This window comes from Halalkalibacter kiskunsagensis (assembly GCF_037027555.1).
GTDB classification, from domain to species: Bacteria; Bacillota; Bacilli; order Bacillales; family Bacillaceae_D; genus Halalkalibacter; species Halalkalibacter kiskunsagensis.
Genome location: NZ_JAXBLX010000071.1, coordinates 1 through 18,598 on the forward strand (window position 1 = coordinate 1; position 18,598 = coordinate 18,598).

Consider the following 18,598-nt stretch of genomic DNA (forward strand, 5'->3'; position numbering starts at 1 on the left):
ATAGCGCAAGCACGGTTCTGTGAGGGGGGAGGAACACAATCTACCGAGAGGTAGAGAGGTTCCCTTCTACTCGACTTCTTGAAGAAGGGTTTAATATTAATTTTGTAGAATTTTCAGTGTAAAGGGATTAAATGGAGGATTTAGTTATGAGAAGAAGCAAACCAGTTGATGAATTAACTATTGAGGACTTAAAAGAAAATCCTATATGGGAATGGGCAGTAGATGAAGAAGAAAATGAAGAACAAGACGAAACGTGGGTAAGACCATCTGAAACACATAACTTTACAGAAGAGTTAAACGGGTCAATTGTATTAGGGGAATTAGCCACAAATAATGGTGAAAAATTTCCGATGATGTGTAGCCTTGATGTTGAAGACGAAGAAGTATCAGTTAGTTCAGTAGTTTTTTATAACGATAAACAAGACGAATATTATGCCTTAGAAGATATGGTTAAAAAAATTGGTTTGCCTTTATCTATAAACATTAGTCTTACAATCAATGGAAAATCCCAATCTTTAAAATTCACTGCAAACAAAGTGAACATTTATAAAAATGATATAAAAACAAATCTTAATTAATTTCCTATTCAATTAACGGGCAGTTATCTACAGTATGTTTTTCTACCGTACTTAACGTATGTAATGATATATAAATGACCAGATTTCTAACTTTGTGGAAACATTATATACAGTTATTTTTTAAAGTATTCAACGTATTCAAAGATATGGGAAAATGGACTTGGGTAACTGGAGAAAGAAGCAACCTTGAAGTTTAGTGTGGAAGTGTACTTCTTCCACACTAAACTTCAAGGACAGTAAGCGAAAGCGCGGTAGGTGTGAGGCTCGTTTCCTGATGGAAAAACTGCTACAGCCTTCAGGATCATTTGTACTCACAGGGTGCTCAAGTCAAGCCCTTAAAACGTGTATCTATGACTACATGTAATCAACGATAAAAGGTGCATTCTTTCAACTTTTTTGAGCTGATACTGTAGATAAGGATGCTTTCCTTTAATAACGATCGGGCGCAATTGTGGAAGATCATTAGTCAATTCCTCGCTAAAAATGCGGAGGAATTAGCATTGTAAGTAAATATTATAAAGTAAGTATCCGCTCGTTCTACGGGCGGATACTTACTTAACTGAATGAAAGTGAATATGAGATAATAAGAACATCTATATCCTTGTAATTTTTTTAGATGAAAACAGACGAATGATTAAGATTCTATTACCTCTCTCTCTTAAAGAGTGTGTTCAAAAGATGGCGATGGCTCCACACGCTACACGCCTCTAGGAGACTCCCACTCCTAGAGGCTCAAAACCTTGTAGCGGTTCCGCTCATTGCCTAGAGTCTGTTCAAAAATATTGGGTTAAGCTAGATAAGCTATCCCGAACATTTTGACGGTCACTAATGGAATGGTATTCTAACTGTGAAAAAGAAGTTTCTAGTATTAGGTTGTATGTCCTTTTATCAAAATAACATCTACGATTGTATTGTTAATCGTATCTTCATCATCAGTTTCTATAAGGTTTATTAACGTAGAGCTTAACACTTTTCCAATCCTAGTAACCGGTTGCTTAATGGTCGTTAGTTTTGGAGTTTGTAACATTCTTGTGAAACTGTGATAATCATAGCCGACGATCTTTAACTGTTCAGGGACTTTAATTCCTCTCTCAACGGCATGGAGGTAGAGCGCATAAGCAACAATATCATTACTACAGAAAACTCCATCAAAACTAGAAAGCGAGCCGGAGATTTCACTTTGAATAAATTCGCTAAAATATTCAAACGTTAGATTATCGTTTGTTCCTTCAATAATCTCATGTTCAACATTATGTCTCATGCAAGTAAGCTTAAAGGCATCCGCTCGTCTATTAGCTAACAGGTCAAGCTTTAAAGGTCCAGAGATGTGCAGTAACCGCTCGCAACCAGACTCAATCAAATGAGTAGTCGCTAGTTCACCACCACGGTAATTATCAGACGCAACATAAGGAAATCTTTCTGAGAGAATCCTATCGAAAGTGACGATCGGAAAGTTTACGGATTTGTAATCCTCGACATCTAAAGTATGACTGCACATAATGATGCCATCTACCCTATTCTCGCGGAGCATACTAATATAGTGAGATTCTTTTTCTGGTTGGTCTAAAGAATTACAAATGAGGATTTTATAATTTTGTTCATTTGCATACATCTCAATATACTTGATCAATTTAGAGAAGAATGGATGATTAGAATCAGGAACAATGACACCTAATATATAAGATTGGCTTTTCTGAAGTGCTCTAGCTATTTGGTTAGGAAAGTAATTCATTTCAGCCATTGCATCTTCAACTTTCTTTCGGGTTTCTTTCCCGATATAACCACGATTATTCATTACCCTTGAAACGGTTGTTACAGACACTCCTGCGTGTTTGGCAACATCTTTTATGTTAGCCATGATCAGATTCCCCTCTCAATTATCCCTATATCTACAGATTTATTATTAGTGATTCATCACCACATTTTGTGATTTAACGAAAAAAGAAGAAAACACTCACAGATTCCTGGCAATAATGTTAGCGTCACTTAACATAACAGGAGGTCTGAAAGTGTTTTCGATATCACTAGAATTGCCAGAATTTATAGTTGTTAAACAAGTATTTCACAAAGAGTATTTTCATCTTTATGTCGTAAAAAAAGCTACAGAGGAACGTTGCCCTTTCTGTGGGTACATGACTGGTCATGTCCACGACTGGCGCACACGTAAAGTGCGCGATCTAAAGGTGTTAGAAAAGCCGCTCTATCTGTTTGTCCGTGTCAATCGGTTTCGTTGTTTCAATTGTCATGAAGTGTTCACCCAGACCTTTGATTCAATTCATCCTAACAAGCATCAAACAAGCCGTTATCGAGACTACCTTTATGAGCAATGTCTCGGATCATCCATCAAATCGGTCAGTGAGAAAGAGAATGTTCCTTACACGACATTAGAAAGAATCTTTTATTCGATTGCCCAAGAGAAAGAAGCCGAACAGTTAGATGAACTAGAACAGACATTAGGCGAAGAAGATCTAGTCCTTAGCCTTGACGAAGTCGCTGTTCGAAAAGGGCACCGATACGAAACGGTTCTTATGGATGCCAAGACAGGACGTGTCCTGAGTATGGAGCAGAACCGTAGTTATGAGTCAACTCAACTCCTATTAACGAAAAACGTTCTCTCCAATACGTCTGTGCAAACCATTGTCGTGGACATGTGGAATCCTTTCCATAAAGCCGTACATGCCGTTTGTTTCATTTTCCATTAGATAATGATGATTTTGATACCCAGTGTATGCATAAATACACTTTCGCCTGTACAAGCTATAGCTAATACATTAGGGGGACGTTACATGAAAAAACTTATGTCATTACTAGTTTTAGTAGCTCTTTTAACATTGGCGGCTTGTGGTGGAGCAGATACAGATTCAACTTCACAGCAAGAAGGCAATGAGGAAGCTACAAAAAGCAAAGCAAAAGCAACAGAAATCTCTATTTTGCTAGGAAAGCCTGAGATCGCAAAGCAATTTGACGAAGCGATTGCTGATTTCTCTGCGGAAAACAATGTAAAAGTAACGGTTATTCCTTTAGCGGGTTCAAATGCATTTGAAAGAATGACATCACTGTATGCTTCTGGAAATGCTCCTACGATTATGATGATGGCTCAAGAATTTGAATCCTTCCAAGATAATTTACTCGATTTATCAAATGAGCCATGGATTGATTCTGTTCAAGAAGGAATGACGGATTTCATCACTGCGGATGGCAATGTATATGGTCAGCCTTTAACGGTTGAAGCGTTTGGTTTTATTTACAATAAGGCAGTCCTTGATCAAGCTGTAGGTGGGGATTTTGATCCTGCAACGGTTAGAACGCATGACCAATTTAAACAATTACTTGAAAACTTAGATGCGCTAGAAGGGGTTGACCCTATTCATGTATCTCCAATGGATTGGTCATTGGGCGCGCATCTTACAAATCCGTTCTTCGCTGCACAATCAAGTGACCGTGATGAGCGTCACCAATTTATGCAAGATTTAAAAGATGGTAACGTTTCCCTAGAGGAAAACGATGTATTCCAAGGTTGGTTAAATACATTTGAAATGATGAAAGAGCACAACTCAGATAAAAATTCTCCATTAGCACCACAATATGATGATGGTCCGTTAGCATTAGCTGGTGGAAAAGTAGGATTATGGTTTATGGGGAACTGGGCATATCCACAATTAAACGAAATTGATCCTGAAGGAGAATACGGTTTCTTACCAGTGCCAATTAGTAATGATGCGTCTGATTTTGGTAACAACGAAATTTCAGTAGGTGTTCCTTCTTATTGGGTTGTTGATGCTGCTCAATCAACAGAAGAACAACAAGAAGCTGCTAAAGCATTCTTAAACTGGTTAGTATCAACTGAGCAAGGTCAAGAGCACTATGTAAATGGGCTAAACCTGATTCCTGTTTTTGATAATTTCGAAGTTGAGCCACAAGACTCACTTTCATTATCTATTCTTGAATATATGAGTGGAAATCATACGTTAGAGTGGATGAACTCTTATTACCCAGCTGACGGTTGGCCGACAATGGGATCAGCTTTACAAAAGTATACTTCTGACAACATTGACAGAGAAGGTTTAATTAATGAATTCGAAAGCTACTGGGAGTCAGTAAAAGAATAATATCTTCTAAGTGGGATAAGTTGTTTTTCGCTTATCCCCTTATTATTTAAGAGAGCGGTTGCTCGTCGGAAAGGGTTTGTCTTATGACAATCGTTTCCCGATGGGCAAGCAAAGCTTATTTACAGAAAAATTGATTGGGGGTACCGACATTGTATAATGAGAAAACATGGATAGATAAACTTAAGGTAGTAGGTACTTTCGCGGTTATTCCGCTATTTGCGTTTTCGGTGGTCATGTTGCTTCCATTATTACTAGGAATTGCAATGACTTTTACGACTTGGACTGGATTTGCGGGTTCACTACTCGACTTTCGAGGATTTGAGAATTATAGAATTGCTTTTACAGATCCAGGTTTTTGGGATTCTATGGGCATTACCTTTAAATATGTAGCCTTTACACTTGTATTCACAAACGTGATCGCTTTTGGTTTAGCGTTACTTGTAACGAGTGGTCTAAGAGGTCAAAACTTCTTCCGCATGGGCTTTTTCACTCCTAACTTAATTGGAGGGATCATCTTAGGATTTATTTGGCAGTTTATTTTTACACGAGTCATTGTTTATTTTGGTGAAGCAACTGGAATGACTATTTTCCAGGCATCTTGGTTAGCAGATCCGAATAATGCTTTTTGGACACTTGTCATTGTGGGAGTATGGCAAAGTTCTGGGTATATGATGTTGATTTATATTGCAGGGTTAGCCGGAATTAACAAATCCCTTCTTGAAGCAGCAGATCTAGACGGGGCGAATGCTTGGCAGAAGATGCTGAAGATTCAAGTGCCATTAATGATTCCAGCTTTTACGATTAGTCTTTTCTTAACTTTACAACGAAGCTTTTTAGTATATGACGTCAACTTATCGTTAACAAACGGAGGGCCATTCCGCTCGACGGAATTAATCGCCATGCATATTTATAACGATGCCTTCTTGTATCAAAATTACGGTTCGGGTCAGGCAAAAGCATTTATTTTGTTCTTGATTGTTGCGGCAATCGCAATTAGCCAAGTGAAGATCATGAAGAAGATGGAGGTGGAATCATAAATGAGTCAGCAATCTAACAAGACACTTCTTACCCGTGCAAGGAAGAAAAAAATAAGAAATGCTCTATTGTTTGTTCTTTCATTATCTTTATTTGCTTTATATTTCTTCCCGTTCATCTTAGTCTTAATCAACTCATTTAAAGATCGTTTAGATATTGTCAGTAATCCGTTAGCATTACCATCGACATGGTCATTTGATAACTATATCGAAGCCTATCAAACGATGAATTTTATGTCAGCATTATGGAACTCGATTCTCGTTACGACGGTTTCTGTATTATTGATTATCGTCTTCTCTTCCATGTTTGCTTATTTCCTTGTTCGCTGGAAATGGAAAGTGAATGGTTGGATTTTTGTTCTTTTAATTGCTTCTATGATTATTCCGTTTCAGGCGCTAATGATTCCGTTCGTTTCTATTTATGGAAACCTAGGTTTATTAAATAGTAAATGGATGTTGATGTTCTTTTATTTAGGGTTCGGCTTAGGTCTAGCAACATTTATGTATCACGGCTTTATTAAATCAATTCCTGTTGAGTTAGAAGAAGCAGCTATTATTGATGGTGCTTCTAGGTTTCAGGTGTTTTGGAAAGTTGTGTTTCCGATGTTAAAGCCTATTACCGTAACGATTGTTATATTAGATGTACTGTGGATTTGGAATGATTTCCTACTACCAGCATTGGTATTAGTATCAGAAGGGAACCGTACGATTCCGTTATCGACGTTTTACTTCTTTGGTCAATACACATCTGCTTTTGGCCCGGCGATGGCTGGACTTGTGTTAGCGATGATCCCAATCATTATTTTCTTCATTTTCTTACAAAAACAAGTCATTAAAGGCGTAATGGAAGGGGCAATAAAATAATGGAACAGAAATGGTGGCAAAAGTCCATTATTTATCAAATGTTAGTCGTGCTTACTAATTTCTTAAATTCTAGTATTAATTTAAAGAATCGTACGGAGATGTTTTGTTGAGTAATTATATAGATAGCCCGTTTAGTGGCAACACTTTAAGGCCTTATGAAGCAGTTGTATGAAAAGGCTAGATTTAATGAAAAAATAGAGAGAAATTTTGTTTTATAGGAGTGAGTGGATGCTTAGTAACAAGCAACAAATAGAAGAAGCAAATCGTGAGGTTGAAAAGATAAAAAAGGAAGTTGAAAAAAACCATTGGCGATTAGCCTACCATTTGGCCCCGCAAGCAAATTGGATGAACGACCCGAACGGTTTTAGCTTTTACAAAGGAGAGTACCATTTATTTTATCAACATCACCCGTATTCTCCTGAGTGGGGACCGATGTTTTGGGGGCACGCTAAAAGTCGTGATTTGGCTCATTGGGAACATTTGCCGATCGCACTTGCGCCAAGTGAGGATTATGATGTGGACGGTTGTTTTTCAGGTAGTGCGATTGAAAAAGACGGAAAGCTTTACTTAATGTACACAGGAAACAAGTGGACAGGTGAAAATCGAGATACTGATTTAAAACAAGTTCAGTGTCTGGCCGTAAGTGAAGATGGATTGACGTTTGAGAAAATAAAAGAAAACCCAGTAATGACTGAGACGCCAGAAGGTGACATTCATCCATACCATTGGCGCGATCCGAAGGTGTGGCAAGAAGGAGACTATTATTACTGCATTCTCGGTTCTAAGACAAAAGATGAAAAAGGGCAAGTTCTTCTCTATCGCTCTAACGACTTAATAAGTTGGGAATTCCTAAATGTAGCAGCAAAAGGAGAAGGGAACTTTGGTTTCATGTGGGAATGTCCAGATCTTTTCCGATTAGACGATCAAGATGTGCTAATCATGTCTCCGCAAGGCGTTCATCCTGAAGGGGATTTATATCACAACCTACATCAGGCGGGTTATATTTTAGGTACACTAAATTATGAAACAGGAGTACTTGATCACGGTCCGTTCGAACTTTTAGACTATGGATTTGATTTTTACGCACCACAGACAACAATTGATGATAAAGGCCAACGAGTTATGATTGCTTGGATGGCGATGTGGGAAAATGAAATGCCAGAGCAAGAGTTCCGCTGGGCTGGGGCCACAACTTTACCAAGAATTTTAACGTTAAATAACGGAAAAATGGTATCTGAACCGGCTCCTGAACTTAAAGCACTACGCCAAAATGAAGTTTCATTTGAAAATATCAAAATGGACAAAGAACTGCAGTTAACAGGAATTGAAGGAGAATGTATCGAGTTAAGGGTAACAATAGATGCGAAAGAGGCTTCTACGTTTGGATTAAAGGTTCGTGTAAATGAAGAGGAGAACGAAGAAACGCTGCTAACCTACCAAGTAGAGGAAGAAACTCTTCTTTTCGATCGAAACCGTTCTGGCAAAGGTCCAGGTGGTGTACGTAAAGCGGCAATTTCATTACGAGATAACCGTCTGCAGCTGCATGTGTTTATTGATCATTCATCTATTGAAGTCTTTGCTCAAGGTGGAGAAAAAGTGATGACTGGACGTATTTACCCTAGTGAGAAGGCGAACGGCATTTCCTTTTTTGCAGATCAGGAGATTGTTATTGTATCTGTTGAAAAATGGGAGATGAAGCAAGCTTTTGTAGAAGGTCCTACTAACAACGTTGGAGGAATGAACGTATGAAACAGCATGACTTAATTATTTGCGTGGGCGAGCTTCTGATTGATTTCTTTTGCCTAGACAAAAATGTGTCACTCATTGATGGATCAAATTTTGAAAAGCAAGCCGGAGGCGCACCAGCAAATGTGAGTGCAGCTGTTTCTAAATTAGGCGGCGCGGCTGCCTTTGTTGGAATGGTCGGCAATGACCCATTCGGAGCTTTTTTAAAGAAAACGTTAGAGGATGAACAGGTTGATACGAGCATGCTATTTCAAACGGATCAAGCAGCAACAACCCTTGCCTTTGTATCCTTGCAAGAGGATGGCGAGCGAGACTTTATTTTTAATCGTGGAGCGGATCGGCTGCTTGAATTTAATGATTTGCATCTTGACCGAATTAAAGAAGGTAAGATTATTCATTTTGGATCAGCTACGGCATTACTTGAAGACCCGTTTCAAACCACATACTTTCAGTTAATGGATTACTCAATTCAAGAAGGGCTATTTGTTTCGTTTGATCCCAATTACCGTCAGGCATTATGGGGCGGACGAATGGAAGAGTTTGTAACACTTGCCCAAAAGGGGATTAGTAAGGCTGGTTTTGTAAAGGTGAGTGAAGAGGAGTTAGAGATTATTGCTGGATCAAGTAGCAAAGAGGCATCGGTAGACTTCCTTCATCAATTAGGTGCTAAGATAGTTGCAGTGACGTTGGGCAAGAATGGAACGCTCATCTCCAATGGCCTACAAAAACAAATGATCCCTAGTATCGAAATCAAATCAATAGACTCAACTGGCGCAGGTGATGCCTTTGTTGGTGCCACTCTTTATCAATTAAGTCAGTTACAAGATTTGAAAATAAATAGATTTGATATCGACAGTTTAACAGAACTAATACATTTTTCTAATGCAGTCGGTGCTATGGTATGTACCAAGCGCGGTGCGATTTCTTCTTTGCCAACATTAGAGGAAGTAGGAAAAGTATAAAAAGTAGTATGTGGGTAGATACTAGTTATTGATTTACGTTAACTGTCAAGAAACCTCATCAAAAATACTGAAAAATCTTCAGTAAAACCACAGTATCATTCACACGAAAAGACCGACTTTTTACCAAGTCGGTCTTTTCGCTCCAAATAATATAATCTTGAACTAACGCTCTCCAATGGCTACTGCTACTTTGACAGGGATGCTGCTGGTAACGGCTTCCGGAGGGCAACCGGAACAGGAAGAAACCGTACAGCCGAAAATAAAAGAAACGGAGAAAGCAACCGAACCAACGGAACCGATTATCGTAGACGAATATCCCATAGTTACGATTACGATGGAGAACGGGTATGAAATCGAAGCTGAACTTTATCCACATATCGCACCGAACATTGTGGTTAACTTTATTTCCTTAGTGGAGGACGGCTCTTTCGATGGCCCGCACCAATGATCGGAATTCAGGAGGATCACAATTTTTTATTATGGTAGATGACTCACCGGAACTCGATGGGAAATACGCTTCGTTTGGACGAGTGTTAAAAGGGATGGAAGTGGTTGACGCCATTGTGAAAGCAGAACGGGACTTCAGCGACAAACCAGAAGCGCAGAAAATGAAGGCGGGGACGGTCGATACGAAAGGGCATGAGTATCCAGATCCAGTTGTTCAGTGAGGGAAATGACGAAAGGGAAGGGTGCTCCACTTCGAGTGAGCATGTCTTTCTTTTAAAGTTTATCTACAACAAAAGGAGTTATTAACTCATTTCGACAAATGAGCAAAATGTAATTGTTCACCTCAGCAATCCTAATAACACTTATCTCTTATCATAGGGGAAGGTTGACTTCCATCCTTTTGAGGATGTGTAAACAACTAAAACGACTGCAGTTCACAAGACGTTAATTCTTCATTAAATATTGTTTCGCTTACTTGGTTCTTAGTTTTCACGGTATTATATGTAGCTGTTTAATTTATAGATGATTGTCTATGTATAATTGTGTAAATGTCTAACTAAGCACTTATAATGGTCTTGTTTAATAAAAGCATAGCTTCAGATTAAAGGAATGCACCAAGAAAGTTAAATAGAGTTAAATTATGATTACACTCATAGCCATCTTCAATCTTCAAATTTGGAATAATAATAGCTATTTGTCTAAGTATCAAGAAACCGAAAAAATAGAAGTACACCATTTGAGGGATAACTACAATGCTCGTAATAGCCATATTATTTTCGTGGAAGTCGGTACTCTCTATGGAATCAGTGAGGGTAGGGAATTTGCAACGATGGGAGCTATTTTCTATAGCTTTTTGCATTTTCAATATTCCGCAATCGGGCGCTATTCTTGAATAAGGGTAGTGCTCATTTTTCATTTAAGGGCCATTTAATGGAATAAGGCTTATTAAACGAGGTAGTAAAGTTAAATAAGTATTATTAATATTTTCAAAATAAAAAGGTAAATTGTGGTAGTATAGATAAAAATACTTAAACTTTTGAATTGTTCAAGGAGAATGGTATTAGTTGCCTGATTATGAGCTTTGTCTTTAGATTTTGAGGAATCTTTGTGTATTGAAAAAGATGGTTATACGGTTAGAGATGTGTCTTATTTAAGTTCGTATGGCAAGGCTAGGTTGGGGGAACCTTCGTGAATAAAAAACAAGTGGCATTAATCGGTAGCATAGCTTGTCTCGTTATTTTCTCAATTGTAAACTATGTGCAATTGAACAGAATATCCGATCAGTTACATTCGTTAGATTATTTAGAACACAGTATTCGAGACTTGTCATCGTCAATGAATGGAGTTGAGAGTACGGTGGCTCATACGTTGTATGAATTTACAGAAGATCAACGCTGGATACGTAATATTCATTTCGAAATAAAAGATGTTCATATAGCATCCCAGCAAGTCGATGTTTCGGTTTCTTGGGCATTAAGGGATTTAGAAATAGGTGAACAATTATTTTTCCTCTATCGTGAAAGAGGAGCCAAAGATTGGGAAAAAATAGAGGTGTCAGAAGCAAAAAATTTGAGCTATCAAATCGAACTCACACTGTCACTAAAGAAAAATTATGAAACTCAAATTATTGCCGTCTCAGATGAACGTAAAAGAAGTGATGATTTACAAGACATTGCGATTCTAGAACAGCTCGAGGAACGAATTTACGCTGATATTTACTTGTATCGCTCAAGTCATAAAAGATTTGATCTTAATATTATGATGCAGAATTATTTTAGAGAAGAAATGTTTATTGAAGAAAAAGAACAATTAGCGATAACGAGTGCTATAGCTTACGTGTATGTTAACGGTGAACTTATCGAAACAATTGATGTATTAGAAAAAAGCAATACGGTATCTCACATACCTCACGATCAAATGTATGAATATTTTCAACCGTTGACGTTGGATGAAGAAATGACGGGAGAGATTAAAGTGGAGCTTATTATTAAAGATGGGTTAGGATTTGAATATAAAAGAGAAAGCTACGATTATTAGATTGATGTTGGATGCTCCTTACATTTTGTTAGGAGCTTTATTTTATCCTGCTCGTATTTCGGTTAAATCTGAGATTGTAGCTTTAAAATACAATTGAACTGTTTATAAAAAAGTCGTTGAATAGTTACAAAATAAGAATGGTAATTACATTTAAAATGAAGAAAGGGTTCCATATGAAAGACTATTTTATTAGATTGATTTTCGGACTGCTGACTATCGGGATTGTCTTAGGTATAGACTATATTTTTAATATCAACTGGGTCCAAGAAGGAAATCCCGGACGCAACCTTTTTATACTACCAATAGCAATAGTTGGAGGTTGGGGAGGATGGTATCTTTACAAAGCAATAAAAAAAGAAAAGAGATGAAGAATATTCTTTACCCGATTTTTTGTTGAACGGAGGCTTATCTGAAATAAGACTACAATGATCTTCCGCAATAGGGCCATTTAGTGGAATAAGACTTTCAAAAAAAGACTGGATATTTATGTTAATATTAGTACGGAGATTGTCAAGAAATGTACTTTAAGAGGCAGTTTAACACAATAACAATCCATTTTTTAACAAAAAGGCTAACCTCATATGATATAATTAATTCAGAATATTTTAACTAATGGGGGAGGATATGAAAGGTCTATTGATTGTAACCATTGCTTATACTTTTATCGCTGCCTTGTTTTACTTTGATGGATTTGGAGGTTTAGTTGGCGGAACTTTTTTCACGAATGTAAAAACCATTAAAGGAGTGGGGGAACAAGTACCTTTGGCATTCGGAGTCGGCTTAGCTTACTTTTGGGCATTACTAGGCTCAGTATATTATCTTACTAACTCTAATACTGTTCAAAAAGAAAACGTTGATAATGGAAATAGCGAAGCTCTTGTCGCAGCAAGTAAAGAAGTATGAAGCTATTATGAGGAGTGATATTTTGGGAGGAACTAGTCAAGTAAAAAGTGTAGATACTAAAAAAGTTGTATATATGTTAGGCGCTATTATTTTTGGGGGACTCCTATTAGTATCTATTATCGATGCAAATTTCTATATAGAAGAATATTCATTGTATACATTATGGGAATTCCGTTTTTTCACTGTCATTATTGGTACAGTATATTACTTATTGACTTACCTATATTATCGATACCAAAAGAAGGCATCTAACGAAAAAAACCACGCAAGTAATCTAAGGAAAATTTCATAATGGTTATGATATGTGGAAGCTGCTTGTAGTTGGGCTTTCCTTTTTCTTATTAACGGTGGGCTTTTCTTCAATAAGACAACATAAATTATCTTCCACAATCGGGCGCTTTTCTGTAACAAGGAAAAGTGCCTTTATTAATGTAAAGGGCCATATTCTGGAATAAGAAAGGAATTTAGATGAGGCATCTTGAAATTTTAAGTTATGCCAGAATAGGGACAGATTGTGGAGCAACTCCCTCAAGGAAATTAGATCCTATGCTAAATTTTAAAGGGTATTGTGAAATTATGTACTTAAAGTAACGGCGCAGGATAATTGAAGAATAATTTAGAAATATATACCAAATTGACGAAAAAAGAATTATAATCAAATTAAAATTTTATGAGGAGGTCAATTATGAACATTTTTCTTTTAATTGTTGCCATAATTACACTTTTAGCAGTTCTTAAAAGAATAACTTTAATTGAAAAAATAAGTGCTAAATCGATGACAAAGGAAATAATTAAGAATACACAAATAATGCTTTGGGGCATTTTACTTGTTTTTTGTATTTTTTTATTCCATATCAAATATGGATTTTAACAGGGAGTTCAAATGACTGGAATGGAATATATATCTTAGGAGCATCAGTGATAGCAACTGTGATTATGTGTTTTTTTATCTACTCTAAATTTAAGATAAAACAAACGGTAGTTTAATTATCTAAAAGTGCGATGCTTTAATAAGGCATCGTTTTTCTCACTTGTTCAAGTAACGGCGCAGGTTAGCATAAAAAGGATATTGAAACATTTCTAAAAATTAAACGTCTAATAAAATGATTGGAGGGATAAATGTGAAATATGAGAGGTTTTTATTTTTAATGTTAGTATTTCTATCATTAACAGTTACAGCTTGTTCAAATGAACCCAAAGTAGATGTGACTTCTGAAGTGGAAACCGAAGACATGAAAATAGTAGTTCAAAAACGTATTGAGAACCAAAATGATTACGAAAATTTTAGAGAAATTACTCAAAAAGAACAAGTGCAAAAAGTTAAAGAAATTATTAACGGTGCAGTATGGGAAAACGCAGAAGTTGAAATGGCTGAACCTCCACATTATAAATTTAGGTTTCGGAATTTAAGTCCAGAAGAAGTTAGTCTCCACGAAGTTTGGATAAGTCCTAAAAATGATAAATTAGAAATTATTAATAGGAATAAAGGGTACACACAACTAACAAAAGAAAATTCAAGCCTCTTGTTTGAAATTTTGACTGGAGAACCACTGTCTGAGTTGAAATGATTATTAAACTAAAGGGTGCTTGAATGGAATAACTGGAGTTGTCGTTGCGGCAGCTCCTTCTTGTGTTAACGAAGCAGGTTACTTTAAGAGGGTTTCAATTATTTTTTATTGAAGTAACTCTAAGAACCTTAATAAAAAAAGATTGGTTGGTGGTAGCTTTCATGAAGTATATGACTATATTTATAATCATTGTATTTATCTTATCTGGCTGTAATAGAGGCTACGATTCGTTGGAAGAAGCAGTACAGAGTCAATGGAAAACCCCGATAGAAATTCTCAATTACGATGTAGAGAAGCAATTAGTTTATTATTTGGACCAGACTCAACATATCTTAGGTGTTTACCATTATGAGAATGGGAAGTACAGATATGACAATGAACAAAGTGTTGGTATGACTTTCGAATCAGACAGTGGTTTGCCTTTTTTAGTTTCAGCTAACCATTTTGAAGGTGTAGGTAATATAATTCATGGTGCAATTAGAACAGATGAACATGAGGTAGAAAAGTTTGTTATTGAATATAAAAATGGAGAATCTCAGGAAATTAAAGCGAAAAACAATACCTTTATAGCTGAATTTCCATCGTACCTAACAATAAGCGTAGAAGAGTTTTTTACGGAAATTGATAATGCGGTTGGATATGATGAACACGGAGAGATTGTAGAAAGTTGGAATTAGTCTATCTTGTAGAAATCTTAATTAGACTTTGTGAAGGAATGTACTTAAACAAACGGGTGCTTTGTTAGTTCAACAAGCTATAAGCGATTTTAGGAATAAGCCAATATTTTAGTTATTCCATTAAGGGCGCGATTGTTGAACAAGAAGTAAAAGGGTGATACATATTAGTCATGACTAATATGTATCACCCTTTGTTTTTTATGACTTTTTACGAAATAGGTCTTGATAAATTCTAAATCTACAACTCGTCATTTCTCCGGTTTAATGTAAGGGACCTTTTCTGCAGTAGCTCCTACAGAGGCGCCTCGAATAAAATCTTGATTTTCTAAGGCTTCAAAATTTTGGGCTTGACCAGTTAGCATTACTCCTGAAATTTCAACTTCCTCAAACGGTTTATTTTCATTTGAATTTAAAAACTCCTGGATGGTTTCGTTATAACCCTGTACATCATAGTTTTCAAGTGCAGCAATAAAGCTATAGTATGCCTTTTCCGGTGAATCAACTGGATCAAATCCATAGACAGGCATACCAGCAGGTCCGTTACTTTCATCTCCGATAGGTGAAGCCATATACAACCATACGATGTTTAAATTATCGGGAATTTTTGTTTGAATTTCTTGTAATGTATAAGATTGATCGAAAGAAATCGCAACTTCCGCAACGTGATTTTCCATTTGTGAAATTTCCCCCAATTCATTTTGTACACCATCATAGTATTCTTGAATAGAAGGATGATAAAATGTAGCAACTTTATTCTTTGTTTGTTTATCATACTCATAAAACTCCGTATCTGACCAATAAAGTCCTGGTACTAACTCGTTGTGATCAATATTGATGCGAAGCCAACCATACGAGCTTGTGAGTGTGCTCCATTGTACTAAATACCCATTTATATTTTTGGAACGATTCGTTACAATGTTTCCACCAAACATGGACCTATTACTCGTAACTTGCGAATCGATTTGAATATTAGGTTGGGCAATTGCATTATTTAAAAAGAGCGCTTCGTGAAGTCTCGTAGAGCTTTTCGCCGCAAAATAATTTCCGGTTTTATAAAATATAGGTAATGAAATAAGTACAACGATCGTTGAAATAATAGCAATTTTTAGAAATTGTTTTCGTTTAGCTTTTTTTAAAGCATCTTTTAATGAGGTATCCATCAATGTTTTCCTCCGATTTTTGAGTGGATTAATTTACGTGCACGATATAATTTTTGCTTTACACTGTAGACTTTAATGTCCAAAATAGTCGCAATTTCTTCATATGAAAAATCATAGTAATATTTTAAGAAGAAAATTTCCTTGTATTCTTTTTTTATGTCTTTTAATAAATAGAAAATCTCACCCTTATTTAAAATAGCATCGAATTCGCGGTCAGTATGTTGTAACTTTGAATAAATTTCCTCGCTTAAGTAGATGTTCTGCTTCTCCTTTTTTCTTTTTAAGTCAATATATTCATTGAGTGCTACTCGAAAAAACCACGGACGTATATTGCTTTCTGTCAGGTCATCCAACAGTGTGTACACTTTATAGAAAGTGTTTTGAATGATGTCTTCCGCATCTTCTTTTTTGGCTCCTTTCACTAGTAATAGCCGGAACACTTCCTCTCCTAAATTGATAAGATAGGAGGCTAGAACATTTTCTTTTTTCATTTTTTGTCCTCCAAACACTTATACAACGAATGATCATTTAAAAATGTATACACTAAAATTAATTTTATATGAATTAATGATTGAAAGGGAGATTATTCTACTTATATAGTTTCCTCAAGGTATTTGACAAGTGCCAGCAGCAGGACTCATCTTGCATACAGATTTAGGAACTCAGTACACAAGTGAAGAATTTACGCAGTATGTTCAAGAAAAAGGAGGGGTGCTTCTTTTCTTATTAAAGTAAAAAGCGGTATAGCCGAAGAATACATATGTTATCCTGTTGATCTGTAAATAAGTGTCTTTTAAATGAAGGAGCAAAAAAGAAGTGACGAACGGGTGCTTTTCTTCAATAAGACTTTACAATGATCTTCAACAATCGGGCGCTTTTCTTGAATAAGAAAAGCGTCTTTATTGTGAAAAAAAAGATTGAGTTGAACGGCTACTTTTGAAATAATTGGTATTAATCAATAATGCAGGATTGTATGGGTGCATTTAGTTAAATTAAAAGTGTGAAAATTAAAGAAAAAGTTTCAATAGAGGATGTGTATTGATTGCGTTGTTTTTGTGAGAATAAGGAAACTTTTGATTTAAAGGTTGAAGGTGATGTTGATACAGACCCTATTTGGTGTAATCAATGTGGCTGTAATTTTGATATTGAAGAGGTTCCCATTTCTGATGATTTAAAAGAAGAGCTTATGAGATGGGCATTGATATACGGTGAGTGGATTGACTGGAGTAAAGATACTTTACGTTCCAATGGAATTGAAATGGAAAATCAGCATAATAAACTAGGTCTACAACTTACAGAAAAAGTTAAGAAGGAAATTGGTACTAAATATAAAGTAAGATTAACTCCTTCCTCATCAGCTAGAATGTATGCGGGTTTGGATTTTTGATTTTCAACGAGTGCGGCAGTTCAACAAGCTAAAGGCAGGAACCATAATCAATCGATCTTCCGCAATCGGGCGCTTTTCTTGAATAAGAACAGCGTCCCTTTTTTATGAATAGGGCCATTTTGTTGAATAACAGGTAACAAGAGAATTGGCTATTCATGATAATGTTGGTGTGAGATTGTGAAGTAATATACATAAACTAAAGTAAGCAGGATTGTTTAATAAGAAGGTGAAGTAAATACAATGTAGAATAATTATCTTGTAAACTCACTTGGAGGGAATCATGGGAACTAAGAAAATAATGAACTATATAAAAATCTTTATTTTTAATAATCTCCATTTTTTAAAAGTAGAAGAATTAGAACTTTCAAAACAAGCAGTAAAAGACTTTGATGAAATATTTGAGCATTATATTATAAATGGAAATGGTAATTTTATTACATACACAAGTAATTACCCAAAATATTTGTTCCTGAACTATTTAATAGAAAATAAAAATGTACTTGTTCATGGTTCTAATAATTCGTACATTAATAATTTTGAACCTCGAGCACAATTACTTGCTAATAATAAACCTGTAAAAGCTGTCTTTGCGGCATCTGATGGTATTTGGTCATTATTCTTTGCTGTTATAAATAGAAAGGAATATATTGGTTCTTTAAGAAATATTTGTTTAACAATCCCAACCAAAAATGGAATTAAACGCTATTATTATTTTTCGGTCAATAAAGAATTTAAGGGGAAATATTGGACGGATGGAACAATTTATATACTCCTTAAAAAACCATTTAAGCAAGGTGGAATTAAAGATGAGTGGATTTGTGAAAACAATGTAAAACCACTTGCGAAAATGTCGGTAACACCAGAAGATTTTCCCTTTTTAGAGAAGGTATATAAACACAATCAATCAGATTCTGTTTTAAAGACAATGATGAAAGTGCTTATTTTGAATAAAAATTCTTGAACAAACAGGTGCTTCCCTATAATAACAATCTTCAACAATCGGGCGCTTTAATTGAATAAAAGAAGAGCATATATTATACATGACTAATATAATATGGTACCTGTAGTTAGGACACTTGAAAAAGAGTGTTTTATCTACAGGTATTTTTTTATATACTTGAATTTC

Annotated in this window: 19 protein-coding genes; 16 read left to right on the top strand and 3 right to left on the bottom strand. The window is 35.9% G+C overall.

The window, feature by feature from the left end; translation table 11 throughout:
- Positions 1-146 precede the first annotated feature (146 nt).
- Positions 147-578: a hypothetical protein gene (locus SLH51_RS23320; protein ID WP_335963965.1), complete on the top strand. Its 432-nt coding sequence runs from the start codon at positions 147-149 to the stop codon at positions 576-578.
- 868 nt (positions 579-1,446) lie between these two features.
- On the opposite strand, the gene SLH51_RS23325 is transcribed toward SLH51_RS23320, so the two are convergent.
- Entirely contained in the window at positions 1,447-2,436 is a 990-nt protein-coding gene (locus SLH51_RS23325; RefSeq protein WP_335963966.1) for a LacI family DNA-binding transcriptional regulator, read from the bottom strand.
- A 151-nt stretch (positions 2,437-2,587) separates the two neighbouring features.
- On the opposite strand from SLH51_RS23325, the gene SLH51_RS23330 reads away from it, so the two are divergent.
- From SLH51_RS23330 to SLH51_RS23385, 13 genes are all read left to right on the top strand, one after another.
- Positions 2,588-3,280, top strand: a complete 693-nt coding sequence (locus SLH51_RS23330) for a transposase family protein (RefSeq protein ID WP_335963967.1) — start codon at positions 2,588-2,590, stop codon at positions 3,278-3,280.
- Positions 3,281-3,364: 84 nt separating this feature from the next.
- Positions 3,365-4,687, top strand: coding sequence for an ABC transporter substrate-binding protein (locus SLH51_RS23335; RefSeq protein ID WP_335963969.1), 1,323 nt, complete (start codon positions 3,365-3,367; stop codon positions 4,685-4,687).
- 149 nt (positions 4,688-4,836) lie between these two features.
- Entirely contained in the window at positions 4,837-5,724 is an 888-nt protein-coding gene (locus tag SLH51_RS23340) for a carbohydrate ABC transporter permease (RefSeq protein WP_335963971.1), read from the top strand.
- On the top strand, positions 5,725-6,585 hold the full coding sequence (locus SLH51_RS23345; protein WP_335963972.1) for a carbohydrate ABC transporter permease: 861 nt from the start codon (positions 5,725-5,727) through the stop codon (positions 6,583-6,585). It begins immediately after the preceding gene.
- 228 nt (positions 6,586-6,813) lie between these two features.
- Complete coding sequence (locus tag SLH51_RS23350) at positions 6,814-8,334, top strand: glycoside hydrolase family 32 protein (RefSeq protein ID WP_335963973.1); 1,521 nt, start codon at positions 6,814-6,816, stop codon at positions 8,332-8,334.
- A complete protein-coding gene (locus SLH51_RS23355; RefSeq protein WP_335963974.1) occupies positions 8,331-9,293 on the top strand; it encodes a carbohydrate kinase family protein in 963 nt (320 codons plus the stop codon). Before SLH51_RS23350 ends, SLH51_RS23355 begins: the two co-directional genes overlap by 4 nt.
- A gap of 175 nt (positions 9,294-9,468) precedes the next feature.
- The gene (locus tag SLH51_RS24605) at positions 9,469-9,741 is read left to right on the top strand and encodes a hypothetical protein (protein WP_390184006.1); all 273 of its coding nucleotides are present in this window, start codon (positions 9,469-9,471) and stop codon (positions 9,739-9,741) included.
- Complete coding sequence (locus tag SLH51_RS24610; protein ID WP_390184008.1) at positions 9,725-9,961, top strand: peptidylprolyl isomerase; 237 nt, start codon at positions 9,725-9,727, stop codon at positions 9,959-9,961. The genes SLH51_RS24605 and SLH51_RS24610 overlap by 17 nt, the downstream gene beginning before the upstream one ends.
- A 967-nt stretch (positions 9,962-10,928) precedes the next feature.
- Positions 10,929-11,777 (top strand): hypothetical protein, encoded by an 849-nt coding sequence (locus tag SLH51_RS23365; RefSeq protein WP_332694544.1) that lies wholly within the window; start codon positions 10,929-10,931, stop codon positions 11,775-11,777.
- Between the two features lie 173 nt (positions 11,778-11,950).
- Complete coding sequence (locus tag SLH51_RS23370; protein WP_335963975.1) at positions 11,951-12,145, top strand: hypothetical protein; 195 nt, start codon at positions 11,951-11,953, stop codon at positions 12,143-12,145.
- A 256-nt stretch (positions 12,146-12,401) separates the two neighbouring features.
- Positions 12,402-12,680, top strand: coding sequence for a hypothetical protein (locus SLH51_RS23375; protein WP_335963976.1), 279 nt, complete (start codon positions 12,402-12,404; stop codon positions 12,678-12,680).
- Between the two features lie 1,121 nt (positions 12,681-13,801).
- A complete protein-coding gene (locus SLH51_RS23380; protein WP_335963977.1) occupies positions 13,802-14,248 on the top strand; it encodes a YhfM domain-containing protein in 447 nt (148 codons plus the stop codon).
- Between the two features lie 161 nt (positions 14,249-14,409).
- The gene (locus tag SLH51_RS23385) at positions 14,410-14,925 is read left to right on the top strand and encodes a hypothetical protein (protein WP_335963978.1); all 516 of its coding nucleotides are present in this window, start codon (positions 14,410-14,412) and stop codon (positions 14,923-14,925) included.
- A 248-nt stretch (positions 14,926-15,173) separates the two neighbouring features.
- On the opposite strand, the gene SLH51_RS23390 is transcribed toward SLH51_RS23385, so the two are convergent.
- On the bottom strand, positions 15,174-16,085 hold the full coding sequence (locus tag SLH51_RS23390; protein WP_335963979.1) for a sigma factor regulator N-terminal domain-containing protein: 912 nt from the start codon (positions 16,083-16,085) through the stop codon (positions 15,174-15,176).
- Complete coding sequence (locus SLH51_RS23395; protein ID WP_335963981.1) at positions 16,085-16,576, bottom strand: RNA polymerase sigma factor; 492 nt, start codon at positions 16,574-16,576, stop codon at positions 16,085-16,087. The genes SLH51_RS23390 and SLH51_RS23395 overlap by 1 nt, the downstream gene beginning before the upstream one ends.
- A 551-nt stretch (positions 16,577-17,127) precedes the next feature.
- On the opposite strand from SLH51_RS23395, the gene SLH51_RS23400 reads away from it, so the two are divergent.
- Positions 17,128-17,472 carry a hypothetical protein gene (locus SLH51_RS23400; RefSeq protein ID WP_335963982.1) on the top strand — a complete coding sequence of 115 codons (345 nt, stop codon included), beginning with the start codon at positions 17,128-17,130 and terminating at the stop codon, positions 17,470-17,472.
- Between the two features lie 280 nt (positions 17,473-17,752).
- Positions 17,753-18,433 carry a hypothetical protein gene (locus SLH51_RS23405; RefSeq protein ID WP_335963984.1) on the top strand — a complete coding sequence of 227 codons (681 nt, stop codon included), beginning with the start codon at positions 17,753-17,755 and terminating at the stop codon, positions 18,431-18,433.
- The last annotated feature ends 165 nt before the right edge of the window (positions 18,434-18,598 follow it).

Bases quoted from the DNA above. Each gene is read 5' to 3' on its own strand.
- SLH51_RS23405 (WP_335963984.1), top strand. From the start codon at position 17,753: ATGGGAACTAAGAAAATAATGAACTATATAAAAATCTTTATTTTTAAT.
- SLH51_RS23320 (WP_335963965.1), top strand. From the start codon at position 147: ATGAGAAGAAGCAAACCAGTTGATGAATTAACTATTGAGGACTTAAAA.
- SLH51_RS23350 (WP_335963973.1), top strand. From the start codon at position 6,814: ATGCTTAGTAACAAGCAACAAATAGAAGAAGCAAATCGTGAGGTTGAA.
- SLH51_RS23375 (WP_335963976.1), top strand. From the start codon at position 12,402: ATGAAAGGTCTATTGATTGTAACCATTGCTTATACTTTTATCGCTGCC.
- SLH51_RS23385 (WP_335963978.1), top strand. From the start codon at position 14,410: ATGAAGTATATGACTATATTTATAATCATTGTATTTATCTTATCTGGC.
- SLH51_RS23355 (WP_335963974.1), top strand. From the start codon at position 8,331: ATGAAACAGCATGACTTAATTATTTGCGTGGGCGAGCTTCTGATTGAT.
- SLH51_RS23390 (WP_335963979.1), bottom strand. From the start codon at position 16,085: ATGGATACCTCATTAAAAGATGCTTTAAAAAAAGCTAAACGAAAACAA.
- SLH51_RS23395 (WP_335963981.1), bottom strand. From the start codon at position 16,576: ATGAAAAAAGAAAATGTTCTAGCCTCCTATCTTATCAATTTAGGAGAG.
- SLH51_RS23370 (WP_335963975.1), top strand. From the start codon at position 11,951: ATGAAAGACTATTTTATTAGATTGATTTTCGGACTGCTGACTATCGGG.
- SLH51_RS23345 (WP_335963972.1), top strand. From the start codon at position 5,725: ATGAGTCAGCAATCTAACAAGACACTTCTTACCCGTGCAAGGAAGAAA.
- SLH51_RS24610 (WP_390184008.1), top strand. From the start codon at position 9,725: ATGGCCCGCACCAATGATCGGAATTCAGGAGGATCACAATTTTTTATT.
- SLH51_RS24605 (WP_390184006.1), top strand. From the start codon at position 9,469: ATGGCTACTGCTACTTTGACAGGGATGCTGCTGGTAACGGCTTCCGGA.
- SLH51_RS23325 (WP_335963966.1), bottom strand. From the start codon at position 2,436: ATGGCTAACATAAAAGATGTTGCCAAACACGCAGGAGTGTCTGTAACA.
- SLH51_RS23335 (WP_335963969.1), top strand. From the start codon at position 3,365: ATGAAAAAACTTATGTCATTACTAGTTTTAGTAGCTCTTTTAACATTG.